General features: G+C 66.6%; 15 protein-coding genes. 6 read left to right on the plus strand and 9 right to left on the minus strand.

Features of this window, described 5'->3' with window-relative positions:
* A complete protein-coding gene (locus AC27VL_RS04825) occupies positions 1 to 597 on the minus strand; it encodes a GNAT family N-acetyltransferase (protein ID WP_108265313.1) in 597 nt (198 codons plus the stop codon).
* A 150-nt stretch (positions 598 to 747) separates the two neighbouring features.
* Between AC27VL_RS04825 and AC27VL_RS04830 the strand changes: the two genes are divergently transcribed.
* The 4 genes from AC27VL_RS04830 (at position 748) to AC27VL_RS04845 (ending at position 4,390) form a co-directional block, all read left to right on the plus strand.
* The gene (locus AC27VL_RS04830) at positions 748 to 1,953 is read left to right on the plus strand and encodes a sensor histidine kinase (RefSeq protein ID WP_025873874.1); all 1,206 of its coding nucleotides are present in this window, start codon (positions 748 to 750) and stop codon (positions 1,951 to 1,953) included.
* Entirely contained in the window at positions 1,953 to 2,594 is a 642-nt protein-coding gene (locus tag AC27VL_RS04835) for a response regulator (protein WP_025873873.1), read from the plus strand. The genes AC27VL_RS04830 and AC27VL_RS04835 overlap by 1 nt, the downstream gene beginning before the upstream one ends.
* A 245-nt stretch (positions 2,595 to 2,839) precedes the next feature.
* The gene (locus AC27VL_RS04840) at positions 2,840 to 3,913 is read left to right on the plus strand and encodes a polyketide cyclase (RefSeq protein ID WP_488765681.1); all 1,074 of its coding nucleotides are present in this window, start codon (positions 2,840 to 2,842) and stop codon (positions 3,911 to 3,913) included.
* Positions 3,914 to 4,018: 105 nt separating this feature from the next.
* Complete coding sequence (locus tag AC27VL_RS04845) at positions 4,019 to 4,390, plus strand: DUF423 domain-containing protein (protein WP_100551842.1); 372 nt, start codon at positions 4,019 to 4,021, stop codon at positions 4,388 to 4,390.
* 257 nt (positions 4,391 to 4,647) lie between these two features.
* Here the strand turns inward: AC27VL_RS04845 and AC27VL_RS04850 are convergent, their stop codons facing one another.
* Genes AC27VL_RS04850 through AC27VL_RS04875 form a run of 6 tightly spaced genes read right to left on the minus strand, consistent with a single transcriptional unit; the run spans position 4,648 to position 8,631 of the window.
* Positions 4,648 to 5,457, minus strand: a complete 810-nt coding sequence (locus tag AC27VL_RS04850; RefSeq protein WP_191077497.1) for a M15 family metallopeptidase — start codon at positions 5,455 to 5,457, stop codon at positions 4,648 to 4,650.
* A 9-nt stretch (positions 5,458 to 5,466) separates the two neighbouring features.
* Positions 5,467 to 6,060, minus strand: coding sequence for a PH domain-containing protein (locus AC27VL_RS04855; RefSeq protein WP_180163931.1), 594 nt, complete (start codon positions 6,058 to 6,060; stop codon positions 5,467 to 5,469).
* A complete protein-coding gene (locus tag AC27VL_RS04860; RefSeq protein WP_488765682.1) occupies positions 6,057 to 7,346 on the minus strand; it encodes an alpha/beta hydrolase in 1,290 nt (429 codons plus the stop codon). The genes AC27VL_RS04855 and AC27VL_RS04860 overlap by 4 nt, the downstream gene beginning before the upstream one ends.
* A gap of 2 nt (positions 7,347 to 7,348) precedes the next feature.
* Positions 7,349 to 7,528 carry a DUF4177 domain-containing protein gene (locus tag AC27VL_RS04865; RefSeq protein WP_089239544.1) on the minus strand — a complete coding sequence of 60 codons (180 nt, stop codon included), beginning with the start codon at positions 7,526 to 7,528 and terminating at the stop codon, positions 7,349 to 7,351.
* Positions 7,525 to 7,704, minus strand: coding sequence for a type II toxin-antitoxin system antitoxin (locus tag AC27VL_RS04870; RefSeq protein ID WP_205404963.1), 180 nt, complete (start codon positions 7,702 to 7,704; stop codon positions 7,525 to 7,527). The genes AC27VL_RS04865 and AC27VL_RS04870 overlap by 4 nt, the downstream gene beginning before the upstream one ends.
* Before the next feature lie 45 nt (positions 7,705 to 7,749).
* Positions 7,750 to 8,631: an SPFH domain-containing protein gene (locus AC27VL_RS04875; protein WP_100551844.1), complete on the minus strand. Its 882-nt coding sequence runs from the start codon at positions 8,629 to 8,631 to the stop codon at positions 7,750 to 7,752.
* 145 nt (positions 8,632 to 8,776) lie between these two features.
* Here AC27VL_RS04875 and purT point away from each other — a divergent pair, with 145 nt between their 5' ends.
* Entirely contained in the window at positions 8,777 to 9,964 is a 1,188-nt protein-coding gene (gene purT / locus AC27VL_RS04880; protein ID WP_488765683.1) for a formate-dependent phosphoribosylglycinamide formyltransferase, read from the plus strand.
* Positions 9,965 to 10,078: 114 nt separating this feature from the next.
* Here purT and AC27VL_RS04885 read toward each other — a convergent pair whose 3' ends face one another.
* Together AC27VL_RS04885 and AC27VL_RS04890 are read right to left on the minus strand one after the other, a co-directional pair.
* Complete coding sequence (locus AC27VL_RS04885) at positions 10,079 to 11,287, minus strand: endonuclease/exonuclease/phosphatase family protein (protein ID WP_488765684.1); 1,209 nt, start codon at positions 11,285 to 11,287, stop codon at positions 10,079 to 10,081.
* 38 nt (positions 11,288 to 11,325) lie between these two features.
* Complete coding sequence (locus tag AC27VL_RS04890; RefSeq protein ID WP_049467687.1) at positions 11,326 to 12,081, minus strand: arginyltransferase; 756 nt, start codon at positions 12,079 to 12,081, stop codon at positions 11,326 to 11,328.
* Between the two features lie 156 nt (positions 12,082 to 12,237).
* On the opposite strand from AC27VL_RS04890, the gene AC27VL_RS04895 reads away from it, so the two are divergent.
* Positions 12,238 to 12,801, plus strand: coding sequence for an EF-hand domain-containing protein (locus AC27VL_RS04895; protein WP_100551847.1), 564 nt, complete (start codon positions 12,238 to 12,240; stop codon positions 12,799 to 12,801).
* The last annotated feature ends 41 nt before the right edge of the window (positions 12,802 to 12,842 follow it).

The following is a 12,842-nucleotide window of genomic DNA, read 5'->3' on the forward strand; positions in this document are numbered from 1 at the left end:
TCAGGTCCCCGTCGGCCGCTGTGCCTGCGCCGGCAACTGCCGGTCGCGTGCCCACGCCACATCGGGCAGCTTGCCGCCATAGGTTTCGTTCACCCACGGGAAGCTGCACAGTTCCTTGGCCAGCATGCTGGCCCGCACGTCCACCTGCGGCATGGTGTTCTGGCCCAGCTCGCGGAAGCCGAAGCTGCCGTGGAAGAGCAGGGCGGCATCGGCGCCGTGGTCCAGGAACACTTCGCAGGTCATCTGCGGGTAGCGCAGTTCGGCAAAGCTCTGCGCATCGGCGTAGAACGCACGGCCGACGCCACCGCCGCGGCGGCGGCTGGCGACCACGATGCGGTCGATATAGAAGAAGGGGGTGTTCAGCTGCTGCTTGAACCAGGCGAAATTGCTGCTGTCGTGCTGGCTGTCGCTGCCGAAGCCGATCAAAAAACCGGCCAGGTTGCCGTCGCGCTCGGCGACGCGGAAATACTCAGCGGTTGCATAGAACAGGCGCAGGCGCTCGGCATCCAGGGGAAGGATGGCCAGGCCAGCATTGTTGTTCAAAGCCAGGACGGAATCGAGCTCGTGCTCGCGCACGTCGCGGATGACAATCGACATTGTGACTCCGTGGGGTAACGCGGTTGGTCCATTACAAGACCCTGCGCACGATTATTGCATGCCCGGGGTGGGCTGCGGCATGAACAGGGGGATATGCCCAAGCATGACTTTCGGCGCTTGGGAGCAGCCACACACAGGCTACGATGGGTGATGCTGGCCCGACTCAACCACAATGCGATGCTGCGCTACTCCGGGTTGTTCACCTGGGGCACCGTCGGCCTTTGGCTTGCGATCTACCTGATCGACCCGGTGTCGCTGACGCTGGAGAGCCTGGACGGCGAGGCCGGCTTCCGGATCATTCCCTGGGCCTCGGCCTACCTGGCCTTCGGCTTCGTGTACTGGGTGCTGACCCGCTCGCTGGGCGAAAGCCGGCCCGGCTTCTTCGACCATGCCGCGCTGATCCTGCTGACCGCCTGTGCGATCGGCGTGAGCTATTTCTCCGGCACCGCGCTGGGCAGCATCCTGCTGATGGTGGTGGCTGGCCTGCTGCCCTGGCTGCTGGGCCCGCGCATCGGCGTGGTGTGGCTGGTGGCCAGCAACCTGGCCGTGCTGCCGGTCTACATCCAGCCACTGGGCTTCCCGCCGGTCATCGCCGTGCTGCAGGCCGTCGGCTACATGGGCTTCTCCAGCTTCGTGTTCGTGATCGCGCTGGTGGCCCGCCGCCAGGCCGAGGCGCGCGAGGAGCAGCGCCGGCTCAATGCCGAGCTGCGCGCCACCCGTGCGCTGCTGGCCGAAAGCGCGCGGGTGAACGAGCGCACCCGCATTTCGCGCGAACTGCATGACCTGCTGGGTCATCAGCTGACCGCGCTGACCCTGAACCTGGAAGTGGCCGGCCATCTGGCCGAGGGCCAGGCGCTGGAGCACGTGAAGCGCTCACATGCCCTGGCCAAGCTGCTGCTGGGCAACGTGCGCGAGGTGGTCAGCCAGCTGCGCGAGACCGGCGCCATCGACCTGGCCGCTGCCCTGCGTCCGCTGACCGAGCACGTGCCTTCGCTGGACATCCAGCTGGAGATCGAGGAGCCGCTGAACGTGGAAGACCCGCAGCGGGCCCACGTGCTGCTGCGCTGCACCCAGGAGATCATCACCAACACGGTGCGCCATGCCGGCGCCCGCCACCTGTGGCTGCGGGTGTACCGTGAGGTCCCGGACCAGGTCGTAGTGGAAGCCCGCGACGACGGTGTCGGGGCGGAAACGGTCAATGTGGGCAATGGTTTGCGCGGCATGCGCGAACGCCTGCAACAATGTGGAGGCCAGCTGCAGGTGGAGACCCGCCCCGGCGAAGGCTTCCGGCTGCGGGCGACGGTACCGGCAACGGTGCTGGCGGCCCTTACCCAGGTTCCTGAAGGAGTGCGTTGATGATTCGCGTCTGCCTGGTCGACGACCAAACCCTGGTGCGGCAGGGGATCCGCTCGCTGCTGGCGCTCGACGACGGCATCGAAGTGGTGGCCGAGGCCGCCGATGGCCGCCAGGCCGTCGAGCTGATCCCGCAGATCCGTCCGGACGTGGTCCTGATGGACATGCGCATGCCGGTGATGTCCGGGCTGGAGGCGCTGCAGGTGCTGTCACGGCAGGAACAGCTGCCGCCGACCATCATCCTGACCACCTTCGACGATGACCAGCTGGTGCTGGCCGGGCTCAAGGCCGGTGCCAAGGGCTACCTGCTCAAGGATGTGACCCTGGCGCAGCTGGTCGGCGCGATCCGCACGGTGGCCGATGGCGGTTCGCTGGTGCAGCCGGCGGTGACCCAGCGCCTGCTGTCCGGGCTGGAGCACATGCGCAACGACTTCGTCAGTCTGGATCGCCCCGACCCGCTGACCGACCGTGAGACGGAGATCCTGCGGCTGATGGCCAGCGGTTTCTCCAACAAGGAGATCGCCAATTCGCTGGGGGTCGCCGAGGGCACGATCAAGAACCATGTGTCCAACATCCTCTCCAAGCTGGGCGTACGTGACCGTACGCGTGCGGTACTGAAAGCGTTTGAACTCCAGTTGGTGTGAGGAAAATCCTTTAACGACAAAGACTTGGCATGCAGTCCGGGCCCGGATTCAGGGTTGCCCCCTGTTTGCCCCCTACTTGCCGGGTACGCGGATGCGTTACCCTTCGAATTCTTTGTCCATACAAATGCGCAGCCGGCACGGAAACCGGTGCGCCAATCCCGATAACCAATGCCCGCGAAGCCTGCTAGGATTGGCGCTTCGCTTCAATCAACCCGGCCGTGGGATCGGCCCCGGAGACTCTCTGAATGACCCGTATTATCGAGTTCCTGATCGCCTTGGGGATCGTGGCTGGCCTGTTCGTCATCATTGGCGTCTGTCTGCCGGGCGAGCGTCACATCACCGAAAGCATCGAGACCAACCGCAAGATGACGATCGTGTACGACACGGTCAGCAGTCTGCGCCGCTTCAAGGACTGGAACCCGCTGGTACTGCGCGATCCCGCCGTTGAACTGAAGCTGTCCGGCCCGGTCTCCGGCGTCGGTGCCACTCTCGACTTCACTTCCAAGGACCTGGGCACCGGTTCCTGGAAGGTGACCGAAGCCGAAGAGAACAAGCGTGTTGTTATCGCCATCGACGACGCCACCAAGGGTCACGACAAGGTCAGCACCTTCACCCTGGAGCCGACCGGCAAGGGCGGTCGCAACGTCAAGATCACCCAGGACTACTCGGTGAAGTATGGCTTCGACCTGTTCGGCCGCTACGCAGGCCTGTATGTCAGCCGCCAGATCGGCGATGACATCAAGATGGGTCTGTCGCGCATGGCGAACATGCTGGCCACCGTGCCGAATGTCGACTACCGCACTTCCGAAGCTCCGCTGACCGATCTGGGTATCGTCGATGTCCCGGCCGAGGACCTGCTGGTCGTCACCGCCGGCAACGTCGATCGTGGCCAGGACTCCATCAGCAAGTCCATCAAGGACAACCAGGAGTGGATCAAGCGCGTGATCGAGGCCAATGGCCTGGAAGCCGCAGGTCCGCTGCGTATCATCACCACCGATTTCGGTGCTGAGAAGTACGCCTTCGACATCGCCCAGCCGGTGAAGAAGAAGGGTACCGAAGGCGTGCCGGCCGAACAGCTGACCGTCAAGATCGACGGTGGCGCTCCGGTCAAGTACGTCCGCGTTGCTCCGCACCGTTCGGCGCATGCGGCCTACACCGGCCACATGGCAGGTCTGGACGTTGCCCGCAGCGCCCTGCGCGCCTGGGCCGTGACCTCGGGTAACGAAGTCATCGACCGTCCGTACGAAACCTGGAAGGACGGCGTGGACAAGTCGTTCACCCCGGAAGCGACGTACGACATCTACTGGGCCGTCAAGTAAGCCTCGGCTGACCCATGTAGTGTTGGACACGAAAACGCGCCGCTTCCTGCGGCGCGTTTTTTTTTCATCCCGAGCCCGGTGTCGGGCATTGCGCAAGGAGCTGTCATGTTCAATACCGAACGACGCGCGCGTAAACCGTCGTTGCTGGCCTGCCTGGGGGCGCTGCTGGCGGCCGCCTCGATCGGTCTGTCCGCCTATGCCGCGCATGGCGTGTCCGATCCGCTGGCGCAGCAGCACCTGAACATGGCGGCGTTGTACGCGTTTGCCCACGGTGCGGTACTGGCGGCCCTCGGCCCCCGCGCGCAGGGCGCGATCGCGCATCTGGCGTTGTACGTGTTGCTGCTGGGCGTGCTGCTGTTCTCCGGCAGCCTGCTGGGCGGTGCGCTGTGGCAGTTGCCGACGCGGCTGGCGCCGGTAGGCGGCACCACGCTGATGGCAGGATGGGTACTGCTGGCGATCAATGCACTGAGGCGGTGACCGCAGCGTCCAAGCATCGGTAGTGCCGGGCCATGCCCGGCTTCGAGCGCAGCGACCCGCGTCTGCCTTTGCTCTCTTGTTCCATTCCGTGGCGAACGCACGCGGAAACTGTCCGCGGCCGGGAGGGTGGGCGGCGCAGGGGCGTAAGCGCCATGGATGGCGCGCCCGAGCTTACATGGACGTACTTGCAGCGGCCCCTGCGCCGCCCACCCTCCCGGCCAACCCTGGATCGCAGTCAAGCAGCCGCCACGAGGGGCTCAGCCGTTGGCCGGTTTCCAGCACCAGTGCCACGGTTCGTAGACGATCCCATGCGGGTTGTCGCGCGGATAGCTCAGATGGAACCCGTGCGTTCCCGCATTGGCCTGCAGCCACGCAAACGCGGCCGTCGCCTCGAAGGTCTCTTCTGCCGGCGCGTCCCCCGGCGTGCCGATGTCCAGTGCGTGACCACTGTGGTGTTCGCTGAAGCCGGGCGCTGCATTGACCTGCAGAATCTGCGGCACACTCTGCCCGCGCGCCAGCTTCCGTTCGAAAATGCCTAGCTGATACGCATGGCTGCGGAAGCCGGAGATCGCGTCCAGTGCAATGCCATCCCGCGCGGCATGCAGGCGCATCCGTCGCCAACCCTGCGCGGCACCGCGACGCAGCCACAACGGGCGCGCGAAGCGGTCACGTCCGGCGAAGTGCAGCAGGCAGGGCTCGGCCTCCAGCGCCAGCCCACTGTCCTGCGCATAGCGCTGCACATCCAGGCCCAATTGCTGCAAGCGCTGTTGCAGGCCGGCCAGCGGCAGCCACTGCTCTTCCAGTGCAGCGCCAAACGGCCGTGACCACGCGCCATCCAGCAACGCCAGCGCTTCCTCCACACCCGGTTCGCGTGGCAGGCGCGGCACAAGCGAGTGCACGCCGTGTGCCAGTACCGCCGCCAGGTAGCGGCCATCCTGTTTGCGCCGCAATACCCATTGCGCACGCGCCAGCAGGCGGGCGTCGAGATTGCTGCGCGCGCGCAGCAGCGGCGCTGGCCACAGTTCGACGGTCTCGGTGTTGATCAACAGTGGAGTGGTGCGGTGCATCGATCCAGCTTACTGCCGTGGCGCCGTGGCGGCCACCTTGCGCAGCGCTTCCAGCAGCGCCTGCGGGCGCTCCAGGCTGAGCAGCAGGGTGCTGCCGCCGCGCACCGGAATCACCAGCGTGCGCGCGCGGTCGGTGACCAGGGCAAAGCCCTTGCCGCCGCCCTGCAGGCGGAAGTGCCCGGAGTAGAAGCCGGGCATGCTGTAGCCGTTGGTCTTGAAGCGGATGCCGTAGCGGCGATCACGGCCGAGGTCGACCACCTCGGCCTGGTCCAGCAGCAGGTCGGCCACCGGGGTGCGGCGGCGGTACAGCGTCGAACGCACGTCCAGTACGTTGTCTGCCAGCTCTACCCGGCGGCGGAAAAACGCCCAGCCCAGGCCGACGCCCATCAGCACGATCACCGCCAGGCTCCATGCCGCGCTGCCACCCATCAGGAAAAACGGGGGCGACAGCGTGACCTCCATCCAGGGAGCGTCGGTGCGGCTGTCGTGCAGCTGCGACCAGATGCCGACGCCCAGTACCGCCAGCAGTGGCAGCAGCACCCACAGCACCCGCAGCGAGGAGCTTTCGGCGACGTCGAACGGACGTGCATCACTGCCGCTCATCGTTGCGACTCCACCCAACGCGCGACGTCATCGATCAGCTGCCCATCGACGTGGCCCGGCTGCGCGTATTCCTTCAATGAACTGGAGCCGCTGCCGGCGATGCCAATGTGGTTGAGGGCAGGGTAGGCCTTCCATTGCACATCCGTGCGATCGGCCAAGGCTTTTTTCCACAGTGCCCAATCCGTTTCCGGTACCTGGAAGTCGCGGCCGCCGTGCAGCATCAGCAGTGGCTTGTGCAGCGCCACCGCATCGCCACGAGCGTTCACCGCTTCGATGCTTTTCCAGAACGCCTGCGGCACGCCCAGTGGCAGTTCGCTGGCGGGTATGGGCTTGTCGCTGCGGGCCGCGGCGATCTGTGTGGCCAGCTTGTCCAGGAAGGCTTGTTCCGGCGCACTGATCGAGCCGTCCAGCGACAGCAGGTAGCGGTTCTGCTCGGGCAGCAGTTCAAGCAACGTGCGTGCCGGCGCCGACCACAGGATCGCGCCGCGCGCCTGTGGCCAGCGGCTGGCGATGCGCGGGGCCAACATGCCGCCCTGGCTGTGGCCGAGCACGAAGATCCGCTTGCCGTCGATGCGTGGGTCCGCCGCCAACGCGCTCAGCGCGGCGACGGCGTCGTCGGTGGTCTCGTCATCAACGTTGAAGCTGCCGCTCTGGAAATCCTGCGGGCGGGCATGGGTGCGCTTGTCGTAGCGCAGTACTGCGATGCCGTGCGCGGCCAGGCCGCGGGCGATGTCCAGGAACGGGCGGTTGCCACCGATGGTTTCGTCGCGATCCTGCGGGCCGGAGCCGTGCACCAGCACTACGGCCGGGAACGGTCCTTTGCCCTGGGGCAGGGACAGCGTGCCGGGCAGCGCACCGCGCGCCTGCGGCACGCTGAAATCGGCTTCGCTGTAGTTCGCGTCGGCCGGCGGCGGCGGTGCCTTGGCGGCCGTGGCCGGGCGCAGCAGCAGACCTGCTACTTTGTCCTGCTCATTCACCGCCACCTGCGCGATCACCGCACCACTGGCGAACTGCAGCGGTACGTCCACCAGGTGCAGGCCCTGCTGCTCGCTGCTGTGCGCCGGCCCGCGCTGCTTCAGTTCACCCAGCGATTGCCACAGGCCCTGCAGCTTGTCGGCAGGCACGGCCGCGGCCATCTGCGGGGTCAGCATGGCTTCGGCATCGGCGATCCGCCCCGCCTGCAGGTGATCGAGCAGGCGTGCTGCGACCTGCTGCGGTTCACCAGCGGCTGCACTGGCGGACAACAGGGCGAGGGAAACGGCCAGCAACGAACGGCGTGCGCTCATGATCACAGCTCCTTCTTGAAGACCAGCAGGGCCGGACGCATCGGCGCCGGGATGATGATGTTGACCAGTTCCCAGCCGAGCTGGCCTTGGCGGCTGAGTTCGGCCTGGATGTCGTCGGCTTTCTGCAGGCCCATCATGGTGGTCTTGACCTCGACGGTCAGGTAGCTCCAGCGCTTGCTCATTCCTTGTCCTCCGACGATGGCTTGGGTTTCGGCAGGCGTCCTGCCTTGCGCAGTGCGTCGCGCAGCACGTATTCGATCTGCGCGTTGAGGCTGCGCAGTTCATCGTCCGCCCAGCGCTGTGCGGCCGCCAGGACCTCGGCGTTGATGCGCAGCGGATAGGCTTTTTTCTCGCTCATGCAGACTCCTGGCGGGGCGGTGGGGCGCCCCGTTGCGAGGGTGGCTCAGTACAGCGAGCCGGTGTTGACGACCGGCTGCGTGCCGCGGTCCGAGCACAGCACGGTCAACAGGTTGCTGACCATGTGCGCCTTGCGCTCCTCATCCAGCTGCACCACGCCGTTCTTCTGCAGTTCGGCCAGCGCCATCTCGACCATGCCGACCGCACCGGCAACGATACGCGAGCGTGCGGCGATCACCGCGTTTGCCTGTTGACGCTGCAGCATCGCCTGGGCGATCTCGGCGGCGTAGGCGAGGTGGCTGATGCGCGCATCGATCACCTGCACGCCGGCATCGGCCAGGCGCTCGGCCAGTTCGTTCTTCAGGTGCTGGGAGATCTCGCTGGCGTGGCTGCGCAGCGCCAGCTGGCCGTCCTCGTGCTGGTCGTAGGGATAGCTGGTGGCCATCGCGCGCAGCGCCGATTCGGACTGGATGTGCACGAAGCTCTCGTAGTCGTCCACGTTGTAGACCGCTTCGGAGGCATCGACCACCTGCCAGACGATCACCGCGGCGATCTCGATCGGGCTGCCGTCCAGCTCGTTGACCTTCAGCTTGCCGCTCTCGAAGTTGCGCACGCGCTGGCTCACGCGGCGCTTGCTGAAGAAGGGATTGTTCCAGCGCAGGCCGTTGTCCTTGACGGTGCCTACGTACTTGCCGAACAGGCTGACCACCGCCGCCTGGTTGGGCTGCACGGTGTACAGGCCGGCCAGCGCGACCAGGGCCAGCGCGGCGATCAGCAGGCCGGCCAGGATCAGCAGCACGTTGGGCGAGCCGGTGCTGGCCTTCGCCGCAACCCCGGCCACGAACAGGGCGCCGCCGGCGAGGGCCACGACCAGGGACCCGGCGAGCGCGCCGAGGCCGTTGAGGGAGGACAGCGACTTCTCTTTCATGGCGGTACGTCCTTGAGGGTTCGAAATGAAGATATCAAATTGATATCACATTAGGGCTGCCGTTCGTCGGGTGGGCTTGCTCAGGCACTTCGGCCGGACCGGATAGAATGCCCACCCGCCTTCACATTGCTGCTGGAACCCCGCCATGGCCAAGCTTGGAACCCCGCTGTCCCCCTCCGCCACCCGCGTGCTGCTGCTGGGCTCGGGCGAACTTGGCAAGGAGGTGGCCATCGAGCTGCAGCGGTTGGGCGTGGAAGTGATTGCCGCCGACCGTTACGCCGATGCCCCGGCCATGCAGGTGGCACATCGCTCGCACGTGATCGACATGCTGGATGCGATGGCCCTGCGCCAGTTGATCGCGCAGGAGCAGCCGCACCTGGTGGTGCCGGAGATCGAGGCGATCCATACCGAGACCCTGGTGCAGCTGGAACAGGAGCAGGGCCTGCAGGTGATTCCGACTGCGCGTGCCGCGCGCCTGACCATGGACCGTGAGGGCATCCGCCGCCTTGCCGCCGAGACGCTGGGCCTGCCGACCTCGCCGTACCGCTTTGTCGATACCGAGGCCGAGTACCGCGACGCCGTGGCGGCGATCGGCCTGCCGTGCGTGGTCAAGCCGGTGATGTCGTCCTCGGGCAAGGGCCAGAGCACGCTGCGCAGCGTGGCGGACATCGCCCCGGCCTGGGAGTACGCGCAGACCGGCGGCCGTGCCGGTGCCGGGCGCTGCATCGTCGAGGGATTCATCGACTTCGACTACGAGATCACCCTGCTGACCGTGCGCCACGCCGGTGGCACCTCGTTCTGCGCGCCGATCGGCCACCTGCAGAAGGATGGCGACTATCGCGAAAGCTGGCAGCCGCAGCCGATGTCGGACAAGGCGCTGGCGCGTGCCGAGGAGATCTCGCGCGCGATCACCGATGACCTCGGTGGCTGGGGCCTGTTCGGTGTCGAGCTGTTCGTGAAGGGCGACGAGGTCTGGTTCAGCGAAGTATCGCCACGTCCGCATGACACCGGTCTGGTGACGCTGGTATCGCAGGAACTCAGCGAGTTCGCGCTGCATGCGCGGGCCATCCTCGGCCTGCCGATCCCGCTGATCCGCCAGAGTGGCCCATCGGCCTCGTGCGCGCTGCTGGCACATGGCGAAGGCGTGCCGTACTTCAACAACGTGGCCGCCGCACTGCAGGTGCCGGACACCGCCGTGCGCCTGTTCGGCAAGCCCAGCGTGCACGGCCATCGCCGTGTCGGTGTGACCCTGGCGCGTGCGGAAACCATCGACGAGGCGCGTGCCATCGCGCGTGATGCCGCCGAAGCCATCGGCGTCGAACTGCGCTCTTGAAAAAGAAGCGACGACCAACGGTCGTCGCCTACCGAATTTCGGTGGGTACCGACCGTTGGTCGGTATAGATTTCCGGTGGGTACCGACCGTTGGTCGGTACTCCATCAACACCTGTTACGGCTTCACGTCCACCCACACCAGGTGGTGGTCGCTGCCGTCGGCGATCTTCGCTTCGGCACTTTCATTGGCCGGCCAGAACACGCCGCTGCCGATGTACTCGAAACCGGTCGAGGGCAGTACGTAGTCCAGGCGCATGGTGCCTGACTTCGGCCCGAAATCGCCGGTGGCATGGAACGGTGCGCCCTTGCGTTCGATGCCCTTGGCCGCATAGGCCAGGCTGGTCTGCTCGGCGCCGACGCTGCGCGGGGTGGGGTAGCGCAGAACGCGGGCGTTCTCGATCAGTTCGACGATCGCCTCGTGGCGGCCATCGCCATCGACCGGATCGTTGTTGAGGTCGCCAAGGATGACGAAGCGTGCATCCTGGGCCAGGCCGCCGCACTGGCCCTTGTCGTCGCACAACCACGGCTTGTCACCCTTGGACAGGTACTCCTGCCACAGGCGCAGTTCGTCGTGGTTGCGCGCGGCGTTGCGCTTTTCCGGGCCGTCGAACACCGGCGGCGTCGGATGCGAGACCAGCGCATGCACCACGCCGGCCGGAGTCTTCACCGGCACGTCCCAATGCGACTTCGACGACAGCCGCAGCTGCGACCAGACGGTGTCGTTGTAGAAGCTTTTGCCGGTACGCGGATCGATCGGGCGGATCGCGCCCGGCATCGCACTCCACTTCAGCAGCTGGAAGCTGCGAACCTTGGCTTCGTCGATCGGGTAGCGCGACAGCACCAGCATGCCGTACTGGCCCGGGTGCAGGCCGTAGCCCCAGGCGTCGTTGCCACGGCCTCGGCCTTCACCACCGACCACGCCGTTGTTGTCCAGGTCCAGGCCGCTGGGCACGCCGGTGTTCACCGGTGCCAGGTAGCGGTAGGCGAAGTGCAGCGGCTTGCCGCCACCGGGCTGGGCCACTTCCAGGTAGCGCTTCTGGAACAGGTCGGCAGCGCGATGGGCGTCGTCGAAGTCGAATTCGTTCAGCAGCACCAGGTCCGGACGCGCCTGCTGCAGTACCGCAGCGATCTTGCGCGCGTGTTCGCTGTCGCCTTCCAGCTCGGCGATCAGGCCGCCGGCTTCGTCCGAATACAGCGAGGTGTTGTAGGTGGCCAGGCGCAGCGCTGCAGACGGTTTTTCGGTCATCGCGGGGGACGTGGCGAAGGCGGGAGCGGTGGCGCCACAGAGCAGGGCCAGGCCGAGGATCAGGGGTTTGGCGTTCATGGGCCGTATTGTGCACCCGGCCCGGTGTCAGTGGTTTGTCAGCGTCCGTCCAGATCGTCATCGAAATCATGCCAGCGGCGGCCGTCGTAGGCCTCCAGCGGGCGATAGCGCCGCTTGTAGTCCATCTTCTGGTGCTCACGTATCCAGTAGCCCAGGTACAGATGTGGCAGGCCCTCGCGGCGCGCCCACTCCAGCTGCTGCAGGATCGCGAACGTGCCCAGCCCGCGCGCGGCATGGGCGGGGTCGAAGAAGGTATAGACCGCCGACAGCCCGTGCTCGGTCACATCGGTCACCGCCACACCCAGCAGCTGGCTGGGCTGGCCGTCGTGGCCGGGCAGGCGCATTTCCATGAAGCGTGTGTGTGACCAGCTGCCGATCAGGAACTGCTCGAACTCGTGCGGGCCGTGGTCGTCCATGCCGCCCTTGGCATGACGATGCACCAGGTAGCGGTGGTACAGCTCGAACAGATCCTCTCGCGGCATGGCTGCAGTGATGCGCACTTCCAGGTCGGCATTGCGGGCGGCGCAGCGGCGCTGGCTGCGGTCGGGGGCGAAGCGCGCCACCGGGATGCGCACGGCGACGCAGGCGTGGCAGTTCGCACAGTGGGGGCGATAGACCAGATCACCGCTGCGGCGGAAGCCCCAGCTCAGGGCCAGCGGGTACAGCCCGCCGAGGCGACGGTCCTGCGGGTCCAGCACCAGATCGCGCGCGACCCGGTCCGGCCAGTACCCGCAGGGGTGCTCGCCGGTCTGGAACAGTCGCAGTTCGTCGTCTCTGTCGCCGTGTCTCGCCATGGGCACAGCATAGCTCCAGCCTGTCGCAATGGCGGCGACTGTCCGCCGGATGAATGGAACGGGCGGCTGCGTCAACCGAGGTCGTGGTCAGGCGTTGTTGTCCTCCGAGGGTGAGGTGTTCACCCCGATGCCAATCCCATTCCCAGGAGTGACCCCATGATCCGTACCCCCCTGCTGCTGGCCCTGCTGCTCGGCACTTCCGCGACCGGTATCGCCTTGGCCGCCGACACCCCGGCTGCACCGGCACCGCGACCGGCCAAGCTGGATACCAATGGCGATGGCTTCATCGACCGCAGCGAAGCGGCGGCCAACCCACGCCTGGCCGCGAAGTTCGATGAGCTGGACAAGAACAAGGACGGCAAGCTCTCGCGTGATGAGCTGCCGCGCTGGAAGCATGGCCGCCACGGTGGTCGCGGCGGCGAGCGCTGGGCCAAGCTGGACGCGAACAAGGATGGCCGCATCAGCCGTGAGGAAGCCAAGGCCGATCCGCGCCTGGCCGAGCGTTTCGACCAGCTCGACCTCAACAAGGATGGCTACCTGGACAAGGCCGACCGCGAGCTGCGCATGAAGCAGCATCGTGACGCCTGGTTCGCCGCCGCCGATACCAACAAGGACGGCCAGCTGAGCAAGGCCGAGTTCGACGCCGCCAAGGGCCCGATGCACGGTGGCCCGCGCCACGGTGGCCCGCGTGACGGCGCCGCGCCGAAGCCGCAGCGCTGATTTTCACTGCAGTGATCGACGACAACGCCGGCGTGATGCCG

This window comes from Stenotrophomonas sp. 14P6.2.3, from assembly GCF_057799055.1.

Bases quoted from the DNA above. Each gene is read 5' to 3' on its own strand.
- AC27VL_RS04835 (WP_025873873.1), top strand. From the start codon at position 1,953: ATGATTCGCGTCTGCCTGGTCGACGACCAAACCCTGGTGCGGCAGGGG.
- AC27VL_RS04855 (WP_180163931.1), bottom strand. From the start codon at position 6,060: ATGAGCGGCAGTGATGCACGTCCGTTCGACGTCGCCGAAAGCTCCTCG.
- AC27VL_RS04885 (WP_488765684.1), bottom strand. From the start codon at position 11,287: ATGAACGCCAAACCCCTGATCCTCGGCCTGGCCCTGCTCTGTGGCGCC.
- AC27VL_RS04870 (WP_205404963.1), bottom strand. From the start codon at position 7,704: ATGAGCGAGAAAAAAGCCTATCCGCTGCGCATCAACGCCGAGGTCCTG.
- AC27VL_RS04875 (WP_100551844.1), bottom strand. From the start codon at position 8,631: ATGAAAGAGAAGTCGCTGTCCTCCCTCAACGGCCTCGGCGCGCTCGCC.
- AC27VL_RS04850 (WP_191077497.1), bottom strand. From the start codon at position 5,457: ATGCACCGCACCACTCCACTGTTGATCAACACCGAGACCGTCGAACTG.
- AC27VL_RS04890 (WP_049467687.1), bottom strand. From the start codon at position 12,081: ATGGCGAGACACGGCGACAGAGACGACGAACTGCGACTGTTCCAGACC.
- AC27VL_RS04860 (WP_488765682.1), bottom strand. From the start codon at position 7,346: ATGAGCGCACGCCGTTCGTTGCTGGCCGTTTCCCTCGCCCTGTTGTCC.
- AC27VL_RS04825 (WP_108265313.1), bottom strand. From the start codon at position 597: ATGTCGATTGTCATCCGCGACGTGCGCGAGCACGAGCTCGATTCCGTC.
- AC27VL_RS04895 (WP_100551847.1), top strand. From the start codon at position 12,238: ATGATCCGTACCCCCCTGCTGCTGGCCCTGCTGCTCGGCACTTCCGCG.
- AC27VL_RS04840 (WP_488765681.1), top strand. From the start codon at position 2,840: ATGACCCGTATTATCGAGTTCCTGATCGCCTTGGGGATCGTGGCTGGC.
- purT (WP_488765683.1), top strand. From the start codon at position 8,777: ATGGCCAAGCTTGGAACCCCGCTGTCCCCCTCCGCCACCCGCGTGCTG.
- AC27VL_RS04845 (WP_100551842.1), top strand. From the start codon at position 4,019: ATGTTCAATACCGAACGACGCGCGCGTAAACCGTCGTTGCTGGCCTGC.
- AC27VL_RS04865 (WP_089239544.1), bottom strand. From the start codon at position 7,528: ATGAGCAAGCGCTGGAGCTACCTGACCGTCGAGGTCAAGACCACCATG.
- AC27VL_RS04830 (WP_025873874.1), top strand. From the start codon at position 748: ATGCTGGCCCGACTCAACCACAATGCGATGCTGCGCTACTCCGGGTTG.